This is a genomic window from Pseudomonas oryzihabitans, assembly GCF_024652905.1.
GTDB classification, from domain to species: domain Bacteria; phylum Pseudomonadota; class Gammaproteobacteria; order Pseudomonadales; family Pseudomonadaceae; genus Chryseomonas; species Chryseomonas benzopyrenica.
Map to the genome: position 1 here is coordinate 4,290,949 of NZ_CP102428.1, position 21,756 is coordinate 4,312,704.

At 65.9% G+C, this 21,756-nt stretch carries 18 protein-coding genes and 2 tRNA genes; 11 read left to right on the forward strand and 9 right to left on the reverse strand.

The genetic code is table 11. The features are described from left to right. Window positions 1–482: 482 nt before the first annotated feature. A tRNA-Leu gene (locus NRG74_RS19920) sits at window positions 483–569 on the reverse strand. 112 nt (window positions 570–681) lie between these two features. Then, window positions 682–768, reverse strand: a tRNA-Leu gene (locus tag NRG74_RS19925). 210 nt (window positions 769–978) lie between these two features. Here NRG74_RS19925 and rnr point away from each other — a divergent pair. The 10 genes from rnr (at window position 979) to NRG74_RS19975 (ending at window position 11,728) form a co-directional block, all read left to right on the forward strand. Further along, window positions 979–4,101 (forward strand): ribonuclease R, encoded by a 3,123-nt coding sequence (gene rnr, locus NRG74_RS19930; RefSeq protein ID WP_257705115.1) that lies wholly within the window; start codon window positions 979–981, stop codon window positions 4,099–4,101. Next, window positions 4,098–4,850, forward strand: a complete 753-nt coding sequence (gene rlmB, locus NRG74_RS19935; protein ID WP_017642915.1) for a 23S rRNA (guanosine(2251)-2'-O)-methyltransferase RlmB — start codon at window positions 4,098–4,100, stop codon at window positions 4,848–4,850. The genes rnr and rlmB overlap by 4 nt, the downstream gene beginning before the upstream one ends. 130 nt (window positions 4,851–4,980) lie before the next feature. After that, complete coding sequence (locus tag NRG74_RS19940) at window positions 4,981–5,355, forward strand: response regulator (protein WP_007161147.1); 375 nt, start codon at window positions 4,981–4,983, stop codon at window positions 5,353–5,355. A 182-nt stretch (window positions 5,356–5,537) separates the two neighbouring features. Further along, entirely contained in the window at window positions 5,538–5,954 is a 417-nt protein-coding gene (rpsF, locus tag NRG74_RS19945; protein WP_007161146.1) for a 30S ribosomal protein S6, read from the forward strand. Window positions 5,955–5,980: 26 nt separating this feature from the next. Beyond that, window positions 5,981–6,211 (forward strand): 30S ribosomal protein S18, encoded by a 231-nt coding sequence (gene rpsR, locus NRG74_RS19950; protein ID WP_007161145.1) that lies wholly within the window; start codon window positions 5,981–5,983, stop codon window positions 6,209–6,211. A gap of 35 nt (window positions 6,212–6,246) precedes the next feature. Then, a complete protein-coding gene (locus tag NRG74_RS19955) occupies window positions 6,247–7,137 on the forward strand; it encodes a hypothetical protein (RefSeq protein ID WP_257705116.1) in 891 nt (296 codons plus the stop codon). A gap of 20 nt (window positions 7,138–7,157) precedes the next feature. Beyond that, window positions 7,158–7,604 carry a 50S ribosomal protein L9 gene (rplI, locus tag NRG74_RS19960; protein ID WP_257705117.1) on the forward strand — a complete coding sequence of 149 codons (447 nt, stop codon included), beginning with the start codon at window positions 7,158–7,160 and terminating at the stop codon, window positions 7,602–7,604. Window positions 7,605–7,755: 151 nt separating this feature from the next. Then, window positions 7,756–9,150 (forward strand): replicative DNA helicase, encoded by a 1,395-nt coding sequence (gene dnaB, locus NRG74_RS19965; RefSeq protein WP_257705118.1) that lies wholly within the window; start codon window positions 7,756–7,758, stop codon window positions 9,148–9,150. Continuing rightward, the gene (locus NRG74_RS19970) at window positions 9,150–10,166 is read left to right on the forward strand and encodes a D-alanine--D-alanine ligase (RefSeq protein WP_307774106.1); all 1,017 of its coding nucleotides are present in this window, start codon (window positions 9,150–9,152) and stop codon (window positions 10,164–10,166) included. The genes dnaB and NRG74_RS19970 overlap by 1 nt, the downstream gene beginning before the upstream one ends. Before the next feature lie 80 nt (window positions 10,167–10,246). Further along, the gene (locus NRG74_RS19975) at window positions 10,247–11,728 is read left to right on the forward strand and encodes a glucosyltransferase domain-containing protein (protein ID WP_257705120.1); all 1,482 of its coding nucleotides are present in this window, start codon (window positions 10,247–10,249) and stop codon (window positions 11,726–11,728) included. Between the two features lie 119 nt (window positions 11,729–11,847). Here NRG74_RS19975 and NRG74_RS19980 read toward each other — a convergent pair whose 3' ends face one another. Beyond that, on the reverse strand, window positions 11,848–13,224 hold the full coding sequence (locus NRG74_RS19980) for an amino acid permease (RefSeq protein WP_257705121.1): 1,377 nt from the start codon (window positions 13,222–13,224) through the stop codon (window positions 11,848–11,850). Window positions 13,225–13,515: 291 nt separating this feature from the next. On the opposite strand from NRG74_RS19980, the gene NRG74_RS19985 reads away from it, so the two are divergent. Next, on the forward strand, window positions 13,516–15,783 hold the full coding sequence (locus tag NRG74_RS19985; protein WP_257705122.1) for a YgiQ family radical SAM protein: 2,268 nt from the start codon (window positions 13,516–13,518) through the stop codon (window positions 15,781–15,783). Between the two features lie 166 nt (window positions 15,784–15,949). On the opposite strand, the gene NRG74_RS19990 is transcribed toward NRG74_RS19985, so the two are convergent. The 6 genes from NRG74_RS19990 to urtB form a co-directional block, all read right to left on the reverse strand. Continuing rightward, window positions 15,950–16,804 carry a shikimate dehydrogenase gene (locus tag NRG74_RS19990; RefSeq protein ID WP_257705123.1) on the reverse strand — a complete coding sequence of 285 codons (855 nt, stop codon included), beginning with the start codon at window positions 16,802–16,804 and terminating at the stop codon, window positions 15,950–15,952. 4 nt (window positions 16,805–16,808) lie between these two features. Continuing rightward, window positions 16,809–17,249, reverse strand: coding sequence for a type II 3-dehydroquinate dehydratase (aroQ, locus tag NRG74_RS19995; RefSeq protein WP_017642925.1), 441 nt, complete (start codon window positions 17,247–17,249; stop codon window positions 16,809–16,811). A gap of 134 nt (window positions 17,250–17,383) precedes the next feature. Beyond that, window positions 17,384–18,082 (reverse strand): urea ABC transporter ATP-binding subunit UrtE, encoded by a 699-nt coding sequence (urtE, locus tag NRG74_RS20000; RefSeq protein ID WP_064307638.1) that lies wholly within the window; start codon window positions 18,080–18,082, stop codon window positions 17,384–17,386. A 117-nt stretch (window positions 18,083–18,199) separates the two neighbouring features. Next, complete coding sequence (urtD, locus tag NRG74_RS20005; RefSeq protein ID WP_257705124.1) at window positions 18,200–19,045, reverse strand: urea ABC transporter ATP-binding protein UrtD; 846 nt, start codon at window positions 19,043–19,045, stop codon at window positions 18,200–18,202. Continuing rightward, window positions 19,042–20,121 (reverse strand): urea ABC transporter permease subunit UrtC, encoded by a 1,080-nt coding sequence (gene urtC, locus NRG74_RS20010; RefSeq protein ID WP_257705125.1) that lies wholly within the window; start codon window positions 20,119–20,121, stop codon window positions 19,042–19,044. Before urtC ends, urtD begins: the two co-directional genes overlap by 4 nt. Next, a complete protein-coding gene (urtB, locus tag NRG74_RS20015; RefSeq protein ID WP_257705126.1) occupies window positions 20,118–21,686 on the reverse strand; it encodes an urea ABC transporter permease subunit UrtB in 1,569 nt (522 codons plus the stop codon). Before urtB ends, urtC begins: the two co-directional genes overlap by 4 nt. Between the last annotated feature and the right edge of the window lie 70 nt (window positions 21,687–21,756).

The window sequence follows — 21,756 nt, forward strand, 5'->3', positions numbered from 1 at the left end:
GCCGATAGCCTTCGCCACTGAATACCCCTGGTCGTTTCTCCTGTCGCTGCTGCGCAGTCGCCTGCCGCTGCCGGTATCCATCAGTCTGCTGCCCGTGGTCGTCATCCGGGTAGTTCTGGCGCTGTGGCTAATCTCTGATGCCGTGAGAGATTGCAAGGAAGTGTGGCCGAGCGTCGGTCGGGAAAGTCCGAACGCCAGACCTGTCCTTGCGACGGGCTGGAGGCGATGTGGATGATGGTCTCGACGAAGCTGGCAGGGCAGAGCCTGGCGGCGCCGCTGGCCGGTGTCGCGTCTAGGGCGATTCAGGGGCTCTTCGTGGCCCTCCAGGAGGCCCAGGGCTAGCGGAGCGGATTGCCCAGTTACGCAGCAGTCTGGGGCGGTTCAAGGGGTAGGGGAGGGGGTCGCATCTTTTCGTGGGCAAGAAAAAACCGGCCGAAGCCGGTTTTTCCGTTGCGTCCGATCAGGGATCGTCCGCTTGGTATTGGTGCCCAGGAGAAGACTCGAACTTCCACGGTGTTGCCACCGCTAGGACCTGAACCTAGTGCGTCTACCAATTCCGCCACCTGGGCCTGCAGTGCGACTTCTGATCGCTTCCCGTCATCCTTGCGGATTTCAGGATTAAAAAACCGGCTAGCGCCGGCTTTTCGTCGACCGATCTGCAAATCGATCGACTATAATGAGTGGTGCCCAGGAGAAGACTCGAACTTCCACGGTGTTGCCACCGCTAGGACCTGAACCTAGTGCGTCTACCAATTCCGCCACCTGGGCACTCAAGGCGATGATTGCTCATCTCCGGCGTCGCGATTGCTCACGGCGTCGTGGGGCGGCACTTTACTCAGGGGGCGTTTGCTTGTAAACCCCTGCTGTGAAAAATATTTTTATTGAGCATGCCAGGCTAACTATTGCGCGGTTTTCACGTTTCAATAGGCTTTATGGCAGTTCCTACCGAACCCAGACTTAGAAGGTAACCCCAGACTGATGGCCGATTGGCAATCCCTCGATCCCGAGGCCGCCCGGGAAGCGGAAAAGTACGATAACCCCATTCCGAGTCGCGAACTCATTCTGGCTCATCTCGCCGATCGCGGCGCTCCGGCCACACGGCCCCAGCTGGCCGAGGAATTTGGCCTGGTCACCGAAGACCAACTTGAAGCCCTGCGGCGGCGCATGCGCGCCATGGAGCGCGACGGCCAGGTGATCTATACCCGCCGCGGCGCCTATGCCCCTATCGACAAGCTGGATCTGGTGCGCGGTCGCATCGCCGGTCATCGCGATGGCTTCGGCTTCCTGATCCCCGACGACGGCAGCGACGATCTCTTCCTCAGCCCGGCGCAGATGCGCCTGGTGTTCGACGGCGACATCGCCCTGGCGCGGGTCGCCGGCCATGATCGGCGCGGTCGTCGCGAAGGCGGCCTGGTCGAGGTGGTCACCCGGGCACACGAATCCCTGGTCGGGCGCTTCTTCCAGGAGAGCGGTCTGGCCTATGTGGTGCCGGACAATCCCAAGATCGGCCAGCAGGTGCTGGTGCCCGAGGGCAAGCACGGCGGCGCCGCCCACGGCCAGTTCGTGCAGGTGCGCATCGACGAATGGCCCACCACCTTCCGTCAGGCCCAGGGCGAAGTGGTCGAGATTCTCGGCGACTACATGGCGCCGGGCATGGAGATCGAGGTTGCCCTGCGCAGCTACGACATCCCCAACGAATGGCCCAAGGCCGTCGAGAAGGAAGCCGCCAAGCTCAAGCCCGAGGTGGAGGAAAAGGACAAGCAGAAGCGCATCGACCTGCGCCAGTTGCCCTTCGTGACCATCGATGGCGAAGACGCCCGTGACTTCGACGATGCCGTCTATGCCGAAGCCAAGAAGTCCGGTGGCTGGCGGCTGTATGTCGCCATCGCCGACGTCTCCCACTACGTCAAGGTCGGCTCGGCACTGGATGCCGAAGCGGAAAAGCGCGGCAACTCGGTGTATTTCCCCGAGCGCGTGATCCCCATGCTGCCCGAGGCCCTCTCCAACGGCCTCTGCTCGCTCAATCCCCAGGTGGATCGCCTGGCCATGGTCTGCGAGATGACCATCGCCGGCTCCGGGCGCATGACCGGCTACCAGTTCTACGAAGCGGTCATCCACTCCCATGCGCGCCTGACCTACAACAAGGTCTCCACGGTGCTGGAGCAGCCCAAGTCGGCTGAAGGCAAGCAGTTGCGCAAGCAGCTCGGCGAGGTGGTGCCGCACCTGGAGCAGCTCTACAGCCTGTACAAGGTACTGCTGGCCGCCCGTCACGTTCGCGGCGCCATCGATTTCGAGACCCAGGACACGCGCATCGTCTTTGGCGCCGATCGCAAGATCTCCGAGATCCGCCCGACCCAGCGCAACGATGCCCACAAGCTGATCGAGGAATGCATGCTGTGCGCCAACGTGGCCACTGCCAAATTCCTCGAAAAGCACAAGGTGCCGGCACTCTACCGGGTGCACGACGCTCCACCCCTGGAAAAGCAGACCAATCTGCGTCAGTTCCTCGGTGAGATGGGGCTGTCGCTGACCAAGGGCAAGGCCAATCCGGTGCCCTCGGACTACCAGGCGCTGCTGCAGCAGATCCGCGAGCGACCGGATTTCCGGCTGATCCAGACGGTGATGCTCAGGTCCCTGAGCCAGGCGGTCTACAGTCCGGACAACAACGGTCACTTCGGTCTCAACTACGAGGCCTATACCCACTTCACCTCGCCGATCCGCCGTTATCCGGATCTGCTGGTGCATCGGGCGATCCGCAGCGTCATCCGCTCCAAGCTGGAGACCAAGCACGTCAAGCGCGCAGGCGCCACGAGCATGGCCAAGGCGCGCATCTATCCCTATGACGAACTGCGCCTGGATCAGCTCGGCGAGCAGTGCTCCATGACCGAGCGCCGCGCCGACGAAGCCACGCGGGATGTGTCCAACTGGCTCAAGTGCGAGTTCATGAAGGATCGCGTCGGCGAGACCTATGCCGGCGTCATCACCGCGGTGACCGGTTTCGGCCTGTTCGTCGAGTTGTCCGAAGTGTTCGTCGAGGGCCTAGTGCACGTCACCGCGCTGCCGGACGACTACTATCACTTCGACAGCGTTCACCATCGCCTCTCCGGTGAGCGCAGCGGTCGCAGCTATCGACTGGGCGATCCCCTCGAGGTGGTGGTGGCCCGGGTCGACCTGGACGAGCGCAAGATCGACTTCGTGCTGCCGGCCAGCGCCGGGGCGCCGCGTGTGCGGGAAGAGCGCGAGCCGCGTCAGAAGCGTGGCAACCGTCGCCGTGGTGCGCCAGCGCCAGCGCAGGAACCAAGCGCTCTTCCGGTCGCCGAGACCGCGACTGAGACCGTTTCGCCGGAGCCAGAGCGTGAGCCCCGTCGCTCGCGTAACGGTCGTCGTCGCGGTACGCCGGCGCCAGTGCAGGAACCAAGCGCTCTTCCGGACGCCGAGACCGCCACTGAGACCGTCTCGCCGGAGCCGGAGCGTGAGCCCCGCCGCTCGCGTAATGGTCGTCGTCGTGGTGCGCCGGCGCAGGAGCAGGGTGTCGCCGCAACAGTCGAGGCAACGCCTGCGAGCGTTGCGCCAGAACCGGAGTCTGAGCCGCGTCGCTCGCGGAGCGAGCGACGGCGCGCGACCTCCTCGGCGCAACAGCAGAACGCCAGTACGCCTATGCCAGTTTCGGTTGAGGCGACTCCGTCGAAATCGTCCAGGCAGGATGATCAGTTGCTCGGTAATACCGACGTCAGACGTAGTCGCGCGGTAAAGCAGGCCCTGCTGGCCGAAGCCAAGGTCGAGGGCGGCAAGCCCAAAACCGCAGGCAAGGCCAATGGCAAAGCCAAGGGTAATGCCGACAAAGGTAAGGCCAGCGACACGGCCAAGACGCGGACCGCGCCAGCCCGTCAGGGTAAGGGGGCGGCTGCCGAAGGTGCCGCGGCGGTGGATGCCAGGGTCAAGAAGGCCAAGGCTGCAGGTGCCAAGAAGAAATCGGCAGGCAAGCCCAAGATCGAAGACCAGGCCAAGGCCAAGGCTGCAGCCAAGAGCAAGACCAAGACCAAGGCCAAGGCGAAGAAGCCTCATCGCAAGGGTCAGTCGCGCCCCAAGGATGACGCATGAGCCAGCTGGAAACCGTCTACGGTATCCACGCCGTGGAAGCGCTGTTGCGCTTCCATCCGCGGCGGGTGAAGCAGCTCTGGATCGCCGAAGGACGGCGTGAGCCGCGGGTCGAGGCCCTGCTGGAGTTGGCCGCCGGTCAACGCCTGGCGGTGGAAACCAAGCCACGGGCACTGCTCGACGAACTGGCCGAGGGCGTGCACCAGGGCGTGGTGGCCCAGGTCAGTCCCAGCCAGGTCTGGGGCGAGGCCATGCTCGAGGAGTTGCTCGATCGGGCCGAAGGTCCGCCGCTGCTGCTGGTGCTCGATGGCGTCACCGATCCGCACAACCTCGGCGCCTGCCTGCGCAGCGCCGATGCCGCCGGGGCCCTGGCGGTAATCGTGCCCAAGGACAAGTCGGCCACCCTGACCGCGGTGGTGCGCAAGGTGGCCTGCGGCGCCGCCGAGGTGCTGCCGCTGGTGGCCGTCACCAACCTAGCGCGGACCCTGGAGAAGCTGCAGAAGCGCGGGCTGTGGATCGTCGGTACCGCCGGTGAGGCGACCCAGGAGATCTATGACGTCGACATGAGCGGCCCGACCGTGATGGTCATGGGTGCCGAGGGCAAGGGCATGCGCCGGCTGACCCGCGAGCATTGCGATCATCTGGCCCGCCTGCCCATGGCCGGCAGCGTCAGCAGTCTCAATGTCTCGGTGGCGACTGGCGTCTGCCTGTTCGAGGCCGTGCGTCAAAGACGCGCCTCTGCGTCCAGATAGACTGCCCCAGGAAACGTCTGGGTACCGACCTGGCGCGTATCGCACTATACGAATCGCGCTGCAGTGCGCAAAATACCGGCCTCGCCCTGGGAAAGCCCGGGGCGAGACCTGTCAACAAGAGGATGCCCGCGTGAGTCAGGAGATCCAAGAGCCGGTAGGCTTGCGAGTGCTGCTCGTCGAAGACGATGCCACGCTGCGCATGCTGACCACCGAAGTCATCGAGGAGCTGGACCATCAGGTCACGGCCGTCGCCTCGGCGGAGGCTGCCCTCGAGTTGCTGCCGCAACGCGAGCACGATGTGCTGTTCACCGATATCGGGCTGGGCGGCATGTCCGGGATCGAGTTGACCCGGCGTGCCCTGGCGATGGATCCGACGCTGCGCATCGTCGTCGCCTCGGGTTATGCCTTCGAGCGCGAGCCCGGCATGGAGGCGCGGGTCGGGGTGCTGATCAAGCCCTATGACCTGAACAAGATCCGCCAAGCCTTGGCCGACGTGCAACGCTGAGTGCCTGTGGCTGCCCGGCGGTCGCGCCGGTCATGCCTGCGGTTGCGCCCCTCGGCGCCCTTCTCTAGAATGTTGCCCCTTGCCCGGAGTGCGTCCGCATTCCGCTGGGCAAGTCATCCGAACTATTCACTCCTTGTCTGACCGCGTTTCCGCGGCAGGCTGCAACCCGTAAGGAGCATTAAATGCGTCATTACGAAGTCGTGTTCCTGGTTCATCCGGACCAGAGCGAACAGGTGGGCGGCATGGTCGAGCGCTACACCAAGGCTATCGAAGAAGACGGTGGCAAAGTCCATCGCCTGGAAGACTGGGGCCGTCGTCAGCTGGCTTATGCCATCGACAACGTTCACAAGGCTCACTATGTACTCATGAACATCGAGTGCAGCGCCAAGGCCCTGGCCGAGCTGGAAGACAACTTCCGCTACAACGACGCCGTGATCCGTAACATGATCCTGCGCCGTGACGAGGCCGTCACCGGTCAATCCGAGATGCTCAAGGCCGAAGAAAACCGCAACGAGCGTCGCGAGCGTCGCGAGCGTCCTGCCGAGTCCGAGTCCGAGTCCGCCGAAGGCAACTCCGACGACGCCGACAGCGCCGAGTAATCTGGATCTAGCGAGGAATCATTGTCATGGCACGTTTCTTCCGTCGTCGTAAGTTCTGCCGTTTCACCGCCGAAGGCGTGAAAGAGATCGACTACAAGGATCTCAACACCCTGAAGGCCTACGTCTCCGAAACCGGCAAGATCGTCCCGAGCCGTATCACTGGCACCAAGGCCAAGTACCAGCGTCAGCTGGGCACCGCCATCAAGCGTGCCCGTTACCTGGCCCTGCTGCCCTACACCGACAGCCACGGTCGTTGATCGACGCCTGATCACGGATAACGGATAAACACGGCATGCGGCCTCTGGCTGAGTTCATCATGCGCGGCCGCACCCAAGCCACTCTCGTGGTGGTACTGGGTGCAGTCGTGCCGCTGCTGTACTGGATGACCGCTGCCGGTGGCAGCCTGGTGCTGTTGCGCCGGGGACCTGCTGCAGCGGCCGGGGTGCTGGTCTGGGCCCTGCTGCCAGCGCTGTTCTGGCTGTATCTGGGTGATGCCAGCATCGTGCTGGTGTTGCTGGGTTCGACGCTGCTGGCGGCACTACTGCGCCAGAGTCTGTCCTGGACACGGGTGCTGTTGGCCAGTGTCCCGCTGGGGTTGGTTTTCGCCCTGGTGCTGGGGCAGGTCTATGCCGAGGGCATCGCGCAGCTGGCGGAGGAAATCCGTCGGTTGCTGCCCCAGGTGTTGGGCCCGAGCGCGGCGCAGTTGCCGCCGGAAAAGCAGGCGCAGTTGCAGCAGTTGCTGCTGCCCGTGCTGACCGGCCTGATGGCGGCGTTCTTCCAGATCACTTGCCTGCTGTGCCTGATGCTCGGGCGCTACTGGCAGGCGGCGCTGTACAACCCCCAGGGGTTTGGTCGCGAATTTCGCGCCCTGCGTCTGCGTCCAGCCATCGCGCTCGGCCTGTTGGCTCTGCTGGTGCTGGCGCCGAACCTGGGCAGTGGGCTTGGCCTGCTGACCCCGCTGTGCAGCGTGCCGCTGGCCTTTGCCGGCATCGCCCTGCTACACGGGCTGGTGGCGGCCAAGCGCCTGGCAGGATTCTGGCTGGTGGGGCTGTACGTGACGCTGTTGCTGTTCGGGCAGCTGATCTATCCGTTGTTGGTGATTCTGGCTGTGATCGATAGCGTGTTCGATTTCCGTGGGCGGTCTGCGCAAGAGCCGCAGGGGCCCGCGGACGGTGAAGGTTAAAAGTTAAGAGGAAAGACTCAATGGATGTCATCCTGCTGGAAAAGATCGCCAACCTGGGCAACCTGGGCGACAAAGTGAACGTCAAGGGCGGTTACGCCCGTAACTTCCTGCTGCCGCAGGGCAAGGCCACCGCAGCCACCGCTGCCAACGTCGAGGCTTTCGAAGCTCGTCGTGCCGAGCTCGAAAAGCAGGCTGCCGAGAAGAAGGCCGAGGCTGACGCCCGTGCCGCCAAGCTGGCTGAACTGACCGTGACCATCGCCGCCAACTCCGGCGACGAAGGCAAGCTGTTCGGTTCCATCGGCACCCGCGACATCGCCGAAGCCGTTAGCGCCGCTGGCGTCGAACTGGACAAGAGCGAAGTTCGCCTGCCCAACGGCGCGCTGCGCAGTGTTGGCGAATACGACGTCGAAGTGCACCTGCACACCGACGTCGAAGCTACCGTCAAGATCGTCGTCGTCGCTGAATAAGCGCGCCGTCGCCTGACTGGCGGACTTGCGCCCTGGCGCAGGTCTGTCGACAATCGGGCACGTCATTGCCAAGGCAGTGACGTGCCCTTTGTCTTTTCTGCCGTTTCGAAAAATCATTTCGCCGCCCGCAATGGGGGCCCAAGACCTGCGCATGAACGAGATTTCCCTGCCCGAGCAGTACGATCTGCAGACCGCTGCCCTCAAGGTTCCGCCGCATTCCATCGAGGCCGAACAAGCCGTGCTGGGTGGTCTGATGCTGGACAACAATGCCTGGGAGCGTGTGCTCGATCAGGTGTCCGATGGCGACTTCTATCGTCACGACCACCGCCTCATTTTCCGCGCCGTGGCCCGTCTGGCCGAGCGCAACCAGCCGTTCGACGTGGTGACCCTGTCCGAACAGCTGGACAACGAAGGCCAGTTGCCCCAGGTGGGCGGCCTGGCCTATCTGGCCGAGCTGGCCAAGAACACCCCCTCGGTGGCCAACATCAAGGCCTATGCGCAGATCGTGCGCGAGCGGGCGACCCTGCGGCAGTTGATCGGCATCAGCGCCGACATCGCCGACAGTGCCTACAACCCGGGAGGCCGCGGGGCCAACGAGCTGCTCGATGAAGCCGAGCGCAAGATCTTCGAGATCGCCGAGGCACGGCCGAAATCCGGTGGTCCGGTCGGGGTCAATGACATCCTGACCAAGGCCATCGACCGCATCGACACCCTGTTCAATTCCAGTGACGCCATCACCGGCGTGTCCACCGGTTTCGCCGATCTGGACGAAAAGACCAGCGGCCTGCAACCGGCGGACCTGATCATCGTTGCCGGTCGTCCGTCGATGGGCAAGACCACCTTCGCCATGAACCTGGTGGAGAACGCCGTACTGCGTACCGACAAGGCGGTGCTGGTGTTCTCCCTGGAGATGCCCGCCGACTCCATCGTGCTGCGGATGCTCTCGTCCCTCGGCCGCATCGACCAGACCAAGGTGCGCTCCGGCAAGCTGGACGACGACGACTGGCCGCGACTGACCTCGGCGGTCAATCTGCTCAACGACCGCAAGCTGTTCATCGACGATACCGCCGGCATCAGCCCTTCGGAAATGCGGGCGCGGACCCGGCGCCTGGTGCGCGAGCATGGCGACCTGGCGCTGATCATGGTGGACTACCTGCAGTTGATGCAGATCGGTGGCAGCAGCGGTGAGAACCGCACCAACGAGATCTCCGAGATCTCCCGCTCGCTCAAGGGTCTGGCCAAGGAATTCAACTGTCCGGTGGTGGCGCTTTCCCAGCTCAACCGCTCGCTGGAACAGCGGCCGAACAAGCGTCCGGTGAACTCCGACCTGCGGGAATCGGGCGCCATCGAGCAGGACGCCGACGTCATCATGTTCGTCTACCGGGACGAGGTGTATCACCCGGAGACCGAATACAAGGGCGTGGCGGAAATCATCATCGGCAAGCAGCGTAACGGTCCGATCGGCACCACGCGGTTGGCCTTCATCGGCAAATACACCCGGTTCGAGAATCTCGCGCCCGGCAGCTACGTTTTCGAGGACGAATGATGGTCAAGGACAAGCTGAGGATCGCGGTCCTGCTCGGTGGCACCAGCGAAGAGCGCGACGTGTCCATCGCCAGCGGTGCCCAGGTGGTGGCGGCCCTGCGCCGACGCGGGCACCAGGTGGTGACCGTGGACACTGCCCTGGGCCTGCTCGACGAGGATGCCGAGCGCGCGCTGCTGGAGGCCCGCGTCGGCCTCGAGCCGCCGGAGCGGACCGCGCTGGTGCGGATGCGCGGCCAGGATGCCGGTGCGGTGCTCAGCCGCGCCCAGCTGGGCGACCAGGATCTGCTGTTCCTCGCCCTGCACGGCGGGACCGGCGAGAACGGCACCCTGCAGACCCTGCTCGACCTGGCCGAACTGCGCTACACCGGTAGCGGCCGGGTGGGCAGCGCCGTGGCCATGGACAAGGACCTCAGCAAGCGGCTGTTCCGTGCCGCCGGGGTGTCCACCGCCGACTGGCTGATGGCGCCCGTGGATGCCGCGACCGTGGCCGAGACCCTGGGCTTTCCGGTGATCGTCAAACCCAGCCAGCAGGGTTCCACCGTGGGCCTGAGCAAGGTCAGCCGTGCCGAGGACCTGCAGCCGGCCATCGAGCTGGCGCTGCGTTACGATCGCGAGGTGATGATCGAGCGCTTCGTCGCCGGGCGCGAGCTGACCGTGGGCGTGCTGGGCGACCAGCCGCTGGCGGTGGGCGAGATCGTCCTCGGCCAGAGCGGGGTGTTCGACTACACCAGCAAATACCAGCCCAAGGGCGCGGTGGAGGTGTTTCCGGCCGAGGTCTCGCCCGAGATCGCCGAGGAAGCACGCCGTCTGGCCCTGGCCGCGCATCGGGCGCTCAAGCTCGACGGCTACAGCCGCGCCGACTTCCGCCTGGACGCCGAGGGGCGGCTCTGGTGCCTGGAGGTCAACACCCTGCCGGGGATGACCGCCACCAGCCTGCTGCCGCAATCGGCGGCGGCCATGGGCATCGACTTCGACGAACTCTGCGAGCGGATCTGCCAGCTGGCCCTGCAGGACTGACCCACACGCAGCCGGCGCCGCTATCGCTTCGGGTGGTGGCGGCTGCGTCTCTCGTCGAAGCCGGATTCGGATCCGCCGCCATGCCCCAGACGCTCACCCCGCTGCAGACCCGGGGGCTGTTCCTTTCCGCGCTGCTGCTGTTCGTGCTGCCCTTCATCCTGGTCGACTTCCCCTATGTCGATGACAACTGGCGCATCCAGCTGGAGAACGGCCCGGAGTGGCGGCAGCAGGGGCGGGTGCTCACCGAGGTCTTCTACCGGCTGCTGACCTTCAGCGGCAGCACCCTCAATCTCTTCCCCCTGCCGCTGCTGATCGCCTGCGCCGCCGCGGCCTGGGCTCTGACCGACCTGGCCCGGCACTGCTTCGGCGCGCCCCAGCCGACCCAGTGCCTGGCCCTGCTGCCGCTATGGTTCTCGCCGTTCTGGCTGGGCAACCTGACCTACCAGTACGACGGCCCCACCATGGCCCTGAGTCTGGTGGCGGCGATCTATGCGGTGATCTATCGCAGTCGCCATACCACGCTGGCGCTGCTGGTGCCGGCGGCACTGCTGGCGGTGGCCGTCGCCTTCTACCAGGTGGCGCTCAATGTCTTCATCGGGCTCTGCTGCCTGGAGCTGATCCGCGCCGTGCAGCGCCGCGAGGCGCCCGAGCAGGCGCTGCGGCTGGTGCTGCGCCAGGGCCTGCAGCTGCTGCTGGGTGGCGTCCTCTATTACCTGACGGCCTACCAGTTGATGGCGACTACGCGGCACGCCGGCGTGGGCGGTCAGGTGCTGCTCGAGCTCTGGCACCGGCTGGGCGAGGTGCTGCACAGCGTCGCCTTGCTGGTCACTCCGGGCAATCTCTGGCTGTGGTGGCTGTTCGGTGGGCTGGCCGTGATCGGTTACGGCCTGGGGGCCCTGGCCTATGCCCGAGCCTATGGCCAGCGGGCGTTGCTGCCCCTGCTGCTGTACGGCGCGACCCTGCCGGTGCTGGCCTTTTGCGTGGCCGGCATCACCCTGCTGTTCAGCGACTTCATCCTCGAAGCCCGCACCCTGATGGGGCTGGCGGTCGTCCTGACCCTGGCGCTGCTGCTGGCCCACGATCTGCTGGAGCGTCTCCAGCCTCGGTTGACCTGGCTGCTGGTGCTGCCGGTGCTGTGGATGCTGTCCCTGGCCTATGCCTATGGGCAGGTGCTCTCGGCGCAAAAGACCTTCGAGCGCGGTTTCGTCCAGGAGCTGCACCATGACCTCAGCAGTCGTCCGGAGCTGCGGTCGCTCAAGCGCCTGCTCTGGACCGGCGGTCCGCTGGAGGTGGCCTGGCTGCCGCTGGCGCAGAAGACCTTCGAGCAGGTGCCGGCCTTGCCCTTCATCCTCGGCCTGTCGCCGGGCAACTTCATGATCGCCGAGCGGCTGCTGGACCTGGGGGTGATCGACGATGCCGACAGCGACAGCTGCAGCCAGCGCGTAGCCGTGCCCGGGGCCGCCACGCGGCTGGTGGACAACCGTTTCTATGACATCTGGGCGCTGGGCGAGGACGGCTGCATCATCATGAAGCCACAGCGACCCTGGGTGCCGTTCGAGTAGGGGGGCTTGAGGGGTAGGTTGGGCAGAGCGCAGCGAAGCCCAACATTGTCAGGTCGTGCGCGGACTGTTGGGCTTCGACGATGGAGCCATCTCAGCCCAATCTACGGGTGCGAGGGCGATCAGCCGCGGCGCAGCTTGTAGCAGAGGAACAGGAAGGCCAGCCAGAACGGAATGGCGTAGACCGAAACGGCGATCCCGGGGATGCGCAGCATCAGCACCAGGATCATGCCGACGAAGGCCAGGCACAGCCAGTTGGCGACCGGCGACCAGAACGCCGGGAAGTGCGAGGTGCGCCCGGCCTGACGCTGGGCGGCGCGGAATTTCAGGTGGGTCAGGCTGATCAGCGCCCAGGCGATCACCAGCGAGGCCACCACCAGCGACATCAGCAACTCCAGGGCATTCTGCGGCAGCAGGTAGTTGACCACCACACAGAGCAGGGTCACCGCCGAGGACACCGCGATGCCCAGCAGGGGCACGCCGCGGCGATTGGTGCGCAGCAGGGCGCGCGGGGCATCGCCCTGTTCGGCCAGGCCATAGAGCATGCGGCTGGTGCAGTAGACGCCGCTGTTGTAGACCGACAGCGCCGCGGTCAGCACCACGAAGTTGAGCAGGTGGGCGGCGGTATCGCTGCCGAGCAGGGCGAAGGTCTGCACGAAGGGGCTGCCGGCATAGTCGTCACCGCCGGCGCCGATGCTGCGCACCAGTTCGTCCCAGGGGTGCAGCGACAAGAGGATGGTCAGGGCGCCGACATAGAAGATCAGGATGCGCCAGACCACCTGGTTGATGGCCTTGGGAATCACGGTGCGCGGCTGGTCGGCTTCGGCGGCGGTGATGCCCACCAGCTCCAGGCCGCCAAAGGAAAACATGATGATCGCCAGCACGGCGAACAGGCCGCTCCAGCCGTTGGGCAGGAAACCGCCATGGCTCCAGAGATTGCTCACCGAGGCCTCGGCACCGCCGCTGCCACTGACCAGCAGCCAGAGACCGAAGGCCATCATGCCGAGAATGGCCACCACCTTGATCAGCGCGAACCAGAATTCGGTCTCGCCGAAGGCCTTCACGTTGAACAGGTTGATCAGGTTGACCAGCACGAAGAACACCAGGGCGCTGGCCCAGGTCGGCACCTCGGGCCACCAGTACTGCACGTACTTACCCACCGCGGTGAGTTCCGACATGCCCACCAGCACATAGAGCACCCAGTAGTTCCAGCCGGAGAGAAAGCCCGGGAAGCGACCCCAGTAACGACTGGCGAAGTGGCTGAAGGAGCCGGCGACGGGTTCCTCGACGATCATCTCGCCGAGCTGGCGCATGATCAGGAAGGCGATGAAGCCGGCGATGGCGTAGCCGAGGATCATCGCCGGACCGGCCGACTTGAGCACCCCGGCCGAGCCGAGGAACAGACCGGTACCGATGGCTCCGCCGAGGGCGATCAGCTGGATGTGACGATTCTTCAGGCCGCGCTGCAACTGGCCGGCGGCGGGTTGGGGCTGGGACATGGAGGAGGGTGTCTCGGTGGTGAGGAAGGAGCGGGGCGCTATGGTAGCACTCCTGGTGGGGGCGGCATTGAGGGTGGGCTTCCCTCTCCCCGACCCTCTCCCAAAGGGAGAGGGAGAAGAACCACTGCGCGGGTTGCTTTGCTCCCTCTCCCTCGGGGAGAGGGCTGGGGTGAGGGCAGGGCCGAGGCCGCCGTCGATAGCCAAAGGCAATCGATGTCCGGGGGCTGAACTGGTCATTTTTTGTGCTATTCTTCGCGCCCTCCCAAAAACACCCCTTTCCCGGAAGCTGCCATGCAAGCCGCCACGCCGCTGTTCGACTATCCGAAATACTGGGCCGAGTGCTTTGGTCCTGCACCCTTCCTGCCCATGAGTCGGGCGGAGATGGAGCAACTCGGCTGGGACAGCTGCGACATCATCATCGTCACCGGGGACGCCTACGTCGATCACCCGTCCTTTGGCATGGCCATCATCGGCCGGCTGCTGGAGGCCCAGGGCTTCCGCGTGGGCATCATCGCCCAGCCGGACTGGCATTCGAAGGACGACTTCATGAAGCTCGGCGAGCCGAATCTGTTCTTCGGTGTGGCCGCGGGCAACATGGATTCCATGATCAATCGCTACACCGCGGACAAGAAGGTCCGTTCCGACGACGCCTATACCCCGGGCAACGTCGCCGGCAAGCGTCCGGATCGCGCCAGCCTGGTCTACAGCCAGCGCTGCAAGGAAGCCTACAGCCACGTGCCGATCGTGCTCGGTGGCATCGAGGCCTCGCTGCGCCGGATCGCTCACTACGACTACTGGCAGGACAAGGTCCGTCGCTCGATCCTGATGGACGCCACCGCCGACATCCTGCTCTATGGCAACGCCGAGCGGGCGGTGGTCGAGATCGCCCAGCGGCTGTCGCGTGGCGAGCGCGTCGAGGCCATCACCGACGTACGCGGTACCGCCTTCATCCGGCGGGACACGCCCGAGGGCTGGTTCGAGATCGACTCGACCCGCATCGATCGTCCCGGTCGCGTCGACAAGATCATCAATCCCTACGTGAATACGCAGGACACCGAGGCCTGTGCCATTGAGCAGGCGAAAGGTGAGGTCGAGGATCCCAACGAAGCCAAGGTGGTGCAGCTGCTGGAAAGCCCGCGCATGACCCGCGACAAGACGGTGATCCGCCTGCCGTCCTTCGAGAAGGTGCGCAACGACCCGGTGCTCTATGCCCACGCCAACCGCGTGCTGCACCTGGAAACCAACCCGGGCAACGCTCGCGCGCTGGTGCAGCGGCATGGCGAGGTGGACGTCTGGTTCACGCCGCCGCCCATCCCCATGACCACCGAGGAAATGGACTACGTGTTCGGCATGCCCTATGCGCGCGTGCCGCACCCGGCCTATGGCAAGGAAAAGATCCCGGCCTACGAGATGATCCGCTTCTCGGTCAACATCATGCGCGGCTGCTTCGGTGGCTGTACCTTCTGTTCCATCACCGAGCACGAAGGCCGGATCATCCAGAATCGCTCCCACGACTCGATCATCCGCGAGATCGAGGAGATGCGTGACAAGGTGCCGGGCTTCACCGGGGTGGTCTCGGACCTGGGCGGGCCGACCGCCAACATGTACCGCATCGCCTGCAAGGACCCGGAGATCGAGCGCCACTGCCGCAAGCCGTCGTGCGTCTTCCCCGGCATCTGCGAGAACCTCAACACCGATCACTCCTCGCTGATCGAGCTGTACCGCAAGGCGCGGGCGCTGCCGGGGGTGAAGAAGATCCTGATCGCCTCGGGGCTGAGATACGACCTGGCCGTGGAGTCGCCCGAGTACGTCAAGGAACTGGTCACCCACCATGTCGGCGGCTACCTGAAGATCGCGCCCGAGCACACCGAGCGTGGTCCGCTGGACAAGATGATGAAGCCGGGCATCGGCAGCTATGACCGCTTCAAGCAGATGTTCGAGAAGTACACCAAGGAGGCGGGCAAGGAGCAGTACCTGATCCCCTACTTCATCGCCGCGCACCCGGGTACCACCGACGAGGACATGATGAACCTCGCGCTGTGGCTCAAGCGCAACGGCTTCCGTGCGGATCAGGTCCAGGCCTTCTATCCCTCGCCGATGGCCACCGCCACGGCCATGTACCACTCGGGCAAGAATCCGCTGCGCAAGGTCACCTACAAGAGCGACGGCGTGACCATCGTCAAGAGCGACCAGCAGCGCCGCCTGCACAAGGCCTTCCTGCGCTACCACGATCCCAAGGGCTGGCCGCTGCTGCGCGAGGCGCTCAAGGAGATGGGCCGCGCCGACCTGATCGGTCCGGGCAAGCACCAGCTGATCCCAGCCACCCAGCCGGTGGGCGACACCGGTTACCAGAGCGCGCGGCGCAAGAACTCCACCCCGGTGGGCAGCAAAAAGGCCGGCACCGGCGCTGGCCGCATCCTCACCCAGCACACCGGTCTGCCGCCCCGCGCCAGCGACGGCAGCAAGGCCTGGGACAAGGGCCAGGAAGGCCAGGCCGCCGGCTACGCCAAGGGCGGTCCGCGCAAGAAGTCGCGGCGCCAGCCGAACATGCCGCGCTGAGGCGAGGGGATGAGAAAGGGGAGGCCGAGGCTTCCCCTTTTTTATGGGGTAAGCAGGAGGCAGCAGCGCTCGGGCTCGTTGGGCTTCGACGGTGGAGCTGTCTCAACCCAACCTACGAGTTAGCGGTGTAGGTTGGGTTGAGCGCAGCGAAGCCCAACGCTTAGGACTACCCGCGCAATTCGGCGAAATGGGCCTGCATGCGCTCGGCGTCGGCGCTGCAGCCGCTGAAGAGTTCGAAGGCCTTGACCGCCTGGAACACGGCCATGGTGCCGCCGTCGAGGGTGCGGCAGCCGAGGGCGCGGGCCTGGCGCAGCAGTTCGGTTTCCAGCGGGAAGTAGATGATCTCGGCGACCCAGAGGCCGGGGTGCAGCAGTTCGGCCGGCAGTGGCATGCCGGGCAGCTTGGCCATGCCCACCGGCGAGGTGTTGACCAGGCCATCGGCAGCGGCGACCGCGGCGGCCCGGTCGGTGCCGACCGCGGCGCGACCGGGGCCGAAGTGGCGGGTCAGGTTGTCTACCAGCGCCTGGGCGCGCTCGGCCTCGACGTCGAAGATGAACAGCTGGTCCACTCCCTCGGCGAGCAGGGCGTGGGCCACGGCGCTACCGGCGCCACCGGCACCCAGTTGCACCACCAGGCGCTTGGCCACGTCCGGCAGGCCGCGGCGGAAGCCTTCGGCGAAGCCCAGGCAGTCGGTGTTGTGGCCCACGGTGCGGCCGTCGGCCAGGACCACAGTGTTCACCGCGCCGATGCCGCGCGCCTCGGGGGAGAGGTCGTCGAGCAGTGGGATGATCGCCTGCTTGCAGGGAAAGGTGATGTTGAGACCGGTGAAGCCGGTGCGCTGGGCGGCCTGCAGCAGTTCGGGCAGGGCGTCGGCGGTGAGGCCGAGCACGTCCAGGTCGATCAGGCGATAGAGGTATCTGAGGCCCTGGGCCTCGCCTTCGCGTTCGTGCATGGTGGGCGTCAGCGAAGCCTGGATGCCGGCGCCGATGAGGCCGGCGAGGACGGATTTCGATGCGGTCATGGCGTTAGTTTCCCTGGTGGGCGATGAGGGCGGCGATGGCGGCGCGATAGCCCTGGCTGCCGAGGCCGCAGATGACGCCGACGGCGATGCCCGAGACATAAGAATGATGACGGAAGGCTTCGCGGCGATGCACGTTGGACAGGTGCACCTCGTAGACCGGCAACTCGCTGGCCACCAGGGCGTCGCGCAAGGCCACCGAGGTGTGGGTCCAGGCGGCGGGATTGATCACCACCCCGGCATAGGCGCCGCGGGCCGCGTGGATCCAGTCGAGCAATTCGCCCTCGTGGTTGGTCTGGCGGAAGTCCACCTCGTAACCCTCGGCGGCGGCGGTCTCGGTACACAGCCGGGCGACGTCGGCCAGGGTTTCGTGGCCGTAGGTGGCGGGCTCGCGGGTGCCGAGCAGATTGAGGTTGGGGCCGTTGAGGACCAGGATGCGGCGGGACATGGCGTTCTCTCTGTTGTTGTCTAGCCGGGCGGACCAACGCCCGGCGTTGCAGAGAAAATGTACCAGATGGTTAATTTCGTCAATCCGCCGCCGGGGTGTTGCGCCGGAAGCGTTCGATTATCGACCCTGGTGACCTAGATCGCCACCAGTCCGCGCACTCCTTCGGCCTCCATGTCGGCGCCGCGACCGCGCTGGACGATCTCGCCGCGGGACATCACCAGGTAGCCGTCGGCCAGTTCGCTGGCGAAGTCGTAGAACTGCTCCACCAGCAGAATGGCCATGTCGCCACGCTTGGCCAGGTGGGCGATGACGGTGCCGATCTCCTTGATCACCGAGGGCTGGATGCCCTCGGTGGGTTCGTCGAGGATCAGCAGCCGCGGGCGGCTGGCCAGGGCGCGGCCGATGGCCAGTTGCTGCTGCTGGCCGCCGGAGAGGTCGCCACCGCGACGCTGGCGCATCTGCCGGAGCACCGGAAAGAGTTCGTAGATGGACTCCGGCACCTCGCGGGCCTCCCGGGCGGGAAAGCGCGACAGGCCCATGAGTAGATTTTCCTCGACGGTGAGACGCGGAAAGATCTCGCGGCCCTGGGGCACGTAGGCGATGCCGGATTGCACCCGCTGGTGCGGCTTGCGGGCGGTGATGTCCTGGCCTTCCCAGGTGACGCTGCCGCGCTTGGCCGGGATCAGGCCCATGAGGCAGCGCAGCAGGGTGGTCTTGCCGACGCCGTTGCGGCCGAGCAGGCTGGTGACCTCGCCGATGGGGGCCTCGAAGGACAGGCCGCGCAGGATGTGGCTGCCGCCGTAGTATTGATGGAGTTCGTTCACCTGGAGCATGGGCGCCTCGTAAAGATTTTATCGCGGCCATGGGCCGCTCCTACGGCGACATCGGCACCTGTAGGAGCGGTCGCAGCGGCGAACCGCCATGGCCGCGATCAATTGAAAGCAGGGGCGCTAGCGCCCCAGATACACCTCGATCACCTGGTCGTTGGCCTGGACCTGGTCCAGCGAGCCTTCGGCCAGTACGTGGCCCTGGTGCAGCACGGTGACGTGGTCGGCTATGCTGCCAACGAAGCCCATGTCGTGCTCCACCACCATCAGCGAGTGCCGGGGCACCAGCGACTTGAACAGCTCGGCGGTGAATTCGGTCTCGGCGTCGGTCATGCCGGCCACGGGTTCGTCGAGCAGCAGCAGTTGCGGCTCCTGCACCAGCAGCATGCCGATCTCGAGGAATTGCTTCTGGCCGTGGGAGAGCAGCCCGGCGGTGCGGCCGCGCGACTCCTGCAGGCGGATGGTGCCGAGCACCTCTTCCAGGCGATCGCGCTGTTCGCCGGAGAGCCGCGCGCGCAGGCTGGCCCAGACCGACTTGTCGGTCCGCTGTGCCAGCTCCAGGTTTTCCCAGACGGTCAGGGCCTCGAACACCGTGGGCTTCTGGAATTTGCGGCCGATGCCGGCCTGGGAGATCTGCACCGGTTGCAGGCGGGTGAGGTCCAGGGTCTCGCCGAACCAGGCGCTGCCGCGGTCGGGGCGGGTCTTGCCGGTGATGACGTCCATCATGGTGGTCTTGCCGGCGCCGTTGGGGCCGATGATGCAGCGCAATTCGCCGACGCCGATGTAGAGATTGAGGTCGCGCAGGGCCTTGAAGCCGTCGAAGCTGACCTCGATGCCTTCCAGGCTGAGGATGGTGCCGTGGCGAGTGTCCAGGCCCTTGCCGGCGCGATGGCCGAGACCGCTGGCCTCGGCGCCGATGCCGGGATCGAGCACTTCCGCGGCGGTGGGGGGAATGGGGGCGGCTTTCATGCGTCGCGCTCCTTCTTGATGAGGCCGATCACGCCACGCGGCAGGTAGAGGGTGACGACGATGAACAGGGCGCCGAGAAAGAACAGCCAGTACTCGGGAAAGGCTACGGTGAACCAGCTCTTGGCTCCGTTGACGATGCCGGCGCCGAGTACCGGGCCGATCAGGCTGCCGCGTCCGCCGAGGGCGACCCAGATGGCCGCTTCGATGGAGTTGGTCGGAGCCATCTCGCTGGGATTGATGATGCCCACCTGGGGCACATAGAGGGCGCCGGCCAGGCCGCAGAGCACTGCCGAGAGCACCCAGACGAACAGCTTGAAGCCGCGCGGATCATAGCCGCAAAAGGTCACCCGGTTCTCGGCGTCACGGATCGCCGTGAGGATGCGGCCGAACTTGCTCTGCGCCAGGCGCCAGCCCAGCCAGAGGCTGGCCACCAGCAGGGCCACGGTGAGCAGGAAGAGCACCGCGCGGGTGCCCTGGGCGGCCACCGGAAAGCCCAGCAGGGTGGTAAAGCCGGTGAAGCCGTTGTTGCCGCCGAAGCCGGTCTCGTTGCGAAAGAACAGCAGCATGCCGGCAAAGGTCAGCGCCTGGGTCATGATCGAGAAGTAGACGCCCTTGATCTTCGAGCGGAAGGCGAAGAAACCGAACGCCAGGGCCAGCAGGCCGGGGGCCAGCACCGCCAGGCACAGCGCCCAGAGGAAATGGTCGGTACCGGCCCAGAACCAGGGATAGCGGGTCCAGGAGAGAAAGCTCATGAACGGCGGCAGACCGTCGCCGGCGGCCTGGCGCATCAGGTACATGCCCATGGCGTAGCCGCCGAGGGCGAAGAACAGCCCGTGGCCGAGGGAGAGCATCCCGGCATAGCCCCAGACCAGGTCCAGCGCCAGGGCGACGATGGCGTAGCAGAGGATCTTGCCCACCAGGGTCAGGGTGTAGGCCGACACCTGAAAGGCATTGTCGGCCGGCAGCAGGGACAGCAGCGGCAGGGCGATCAGCACGGCGAGGGCCAGGCCGAGCACGGCCAGGCTCAGGCGCGGGCCGGCCTTCTGCACAGCGGTAAGCGCGAGTGGCTGGTTCAATCGATGACCCTCCCCTTGAGGGCGCACAGGCCCTGGGGCCGCTTCTGGATGAACAGGATGATCAGGCCGAGGATGAGGATCTTGCCCAGCACGGCGCCGATCTGGGGTTCGAGGATCTTGTTGACGATGCCCAGGCCGAAGGCCGCCAGTACGCTGCCGGCCAGTTGGCCGACGCCGCCGAGCACCACCACCAGGAAGGAGTCGATGATGTAGCTCTGGCCGAGGTCCGGACCGACGTTGCCGATCTGCGACAGGGCCACGCCACCGAGGCCGGCGATGCCGGAGCCGAGGCCGAAGGCGAGCATGTCGATGCGCCCGGTGGGGACGCCGCAGCAGGCGGCCATGTTGCGATTCTGGGTCACGGCGCGCACGTTGAGACCCAGCCGGGTCTTGTTCAGCAGGGCCCAGGTCAGGACCAGCACGAAGACCACGAAGCCGAGAATGATCACCCGGTTCCACGGCAGGAGCAGGTTGGGCAGCACCTGGATGCCGCCGGACAGCCAGGCCGGGTTGGCCACCTCGACGTTCTGGGCGCCGAACAGCACCCGCACCGCCTGGATCAGCATCAGACTGATGCCCCAGGTGGCCAGCAGGGTTTCCAGCGGTCGGCCATAAAGATGGCGGATCACGGTGCGCTCCAGCGCCATGCCGATGGCGGCAGTGACGGCGAAGGCTACCGGCAGTGCCAGCAGCGGATACCAGGCCAGCCACTCGGGGGCCAGGCGCTGCAGGGTCAGCTGCACCATATAGGTGCTGTAGGCGCCCAGCATCAGCATCTCGCCGTGGGCCATGTTGATGACGCCGAGCAGGCCATAGGTGATGGCCAGGCCCAGGGCGGCGAGCAACAGGATGGAGCCCAGCGACAGCCCGGTGAAGGCCTGGCCGAGCAGATCGCCCAGCAGCAGCTTGCGATCCACCTGGGCGAGGCCGGTAGCGGCGGCCTTGCGGACGTCTTCGTTGGCTTCCACCGCAGGATCGAGCAGGGCCTGCAGGCGGGTCTTGGCCTGGGGCTCGCCGGATTCGCCGAGCAGCCGCACCGCGGCCAGGCGCACGGCGGGATCGGGATCGGTCAGCTGCAGATTGGCCAGGGCGGCGGCAAGGGCGCCTTGCACTTCCTTGTCGGCTTCGGTCTGCAGGCGCTTTTCCAGGAAGGCACGCTGCTCGGGCTTGGCCTCCTGGCGCAGGGCCTGAGCGGCGGCCAGGCGCACGCCGGCATCCGCGGACAGCAACCCGCCGCTGGCCTGGGCGGCGCCGATGAGGATGCGCAGGCGGTTGTTCAGGCGCACCGGCTTGGGCGTGCCGGTGGGGGCGGTGGCGTCACCTTCGGCGGCGCTGTAGCTGTCGCCGGTCTTGTAGAAGGGGCGCTTGTCTTCGTCGACATAGAAGCGACCGTCCTGCAGCGCCTGGAGGACCGGGAGTTGGGCGGTGTCGGGTTCGGCGGCCCATGCTTGCAGGAGTTTGGCTTGGTCGTTGGCGCTGGCGGCGGCCAGCTCGGCGGCGGGACCGGCCTGGGCGGTGCCCACGAGCAGCAACAGCAGGGGCAGAAGAAAAAGGCGTAGGGACATACTCGGCCTCGTCGATGGGTAAAGGCTCCTGCACGACGTCTCCCGGGGGAGGGCGGGCGTGGCCTCGTTT

Excerpts from the sequence above, each read along its gene's own strand:
- rpsR (WP_007161145.1), top strand. The coding sequence starts at position 5,981 with ATGGCACGTTTCTTCCGTCGTCGTAAGTTCTGCCGTTTCACCGCCGAA.
- rpsF (WP_007161146.1), top strand. The coding sequence starts at position 5,538 with ATGCGTCATTACGAAGTCGTGTTCCTGGTTCATCCGGACCAGAGCGAA.
- urtD (WP_257705124.1), bottom strand. The coding sequence starts at position 19,045 with ATGAAAGCCGCCCCCATTCCCCCCACCGCCGCGGAAGTGCTCGATCCC.
- rnr (WP_257705115.1), top strand. The coding sequence starts at position 979 with ATGGCCGATTGGCAATCCCTCGATCCCGAGGCCGCCCGGGAAGCGGAA.
- NRG74_RS19990 (WP_257705123.1), bottom strand. The coding sequence starts at position 16,804 with ATGACCGCATCGAAATCCGTCCTCGCCGGCCTCATCGGCGCCGGCATC.
- NRG74_RS19975 (WP_257705120.1), top strand. The coding sequence starts at position 10,247 with ATGCCCCAGACGCTCACCCCGCTGCAGACCCGGGGGCTGTTCCTTTCC.
- rplI (WP_257705117.1), top strand. The coding sequence starts at position 7,158 with ATGGATGTCATCCTGCTGGAAAAGATCGCCAACCTGGGCAACCTGGGC.
- aroQ (WP_017642925.1), bottom strand. The coding sequence starts at position 17,249 with ATGTCCCGCCGCATCCTGGTCCTCAACGGCCCCAACCTCAATCTGCTC.
- dnaB (WP_257705118.1), top strand. The coding sequence starts at position 7,756 with ATGAACGAGATTTCCCTGCCCGAGCAGTACGATCTGCAGACCGCTGCC.
- NRG74_RS19970 (WP_307774106.1), top strand. The coding sequence starts at position 9,150 with ATGGTCAAGGACAAGCTGAGGATCGCGGTCCTGCTCGGTGGCACCAGC.
- urtE (WP_064307638.1), bottom strand. The coding sequence starts at position 18,082 with ATGCTCCAGGTGAACGAACTCCATCAATACTACGGCGGCAGCCACATC.
- urtB (WP_257705126.1), bottom strand. The coding sequence starts at position 21,686 with ATGTCCCTACGCCTTTTTCTTCTGCCCCTGCTGTTGCTGCTCGTGGGC.
- NRG74_RS19985 (WP_257705122.1), top strand. The coding sequence starts at position 13,516 with ATGCAAGCCGCCACGCCGCTGTTCGACTATCCGAAATACTGGGCCGAG.
- rlmB (WP_017642915.1), top strand. The coding sequence starts at position 4,098 with ATGAGCCAGCTGGAAACCGTCTACGGTATCCACGCCGTGGAAGCGCTG.
- NRG74_RS19955 (WP_257705116.1), top strand. The coding sequence starts at position 6,247 with ATGCGGCCTCTGGCTGAGTTCATCATGCGCGGCCGCACCCAAGCCACT.
- NRG74_RS19980 (WP_257705121.1), bottom strand. The coding sequence starts at position 13,224 with ATGTCCCAGCCCCAACCCGCCGCCGGCCAGTTGCAGCGCGGCCTGAAG.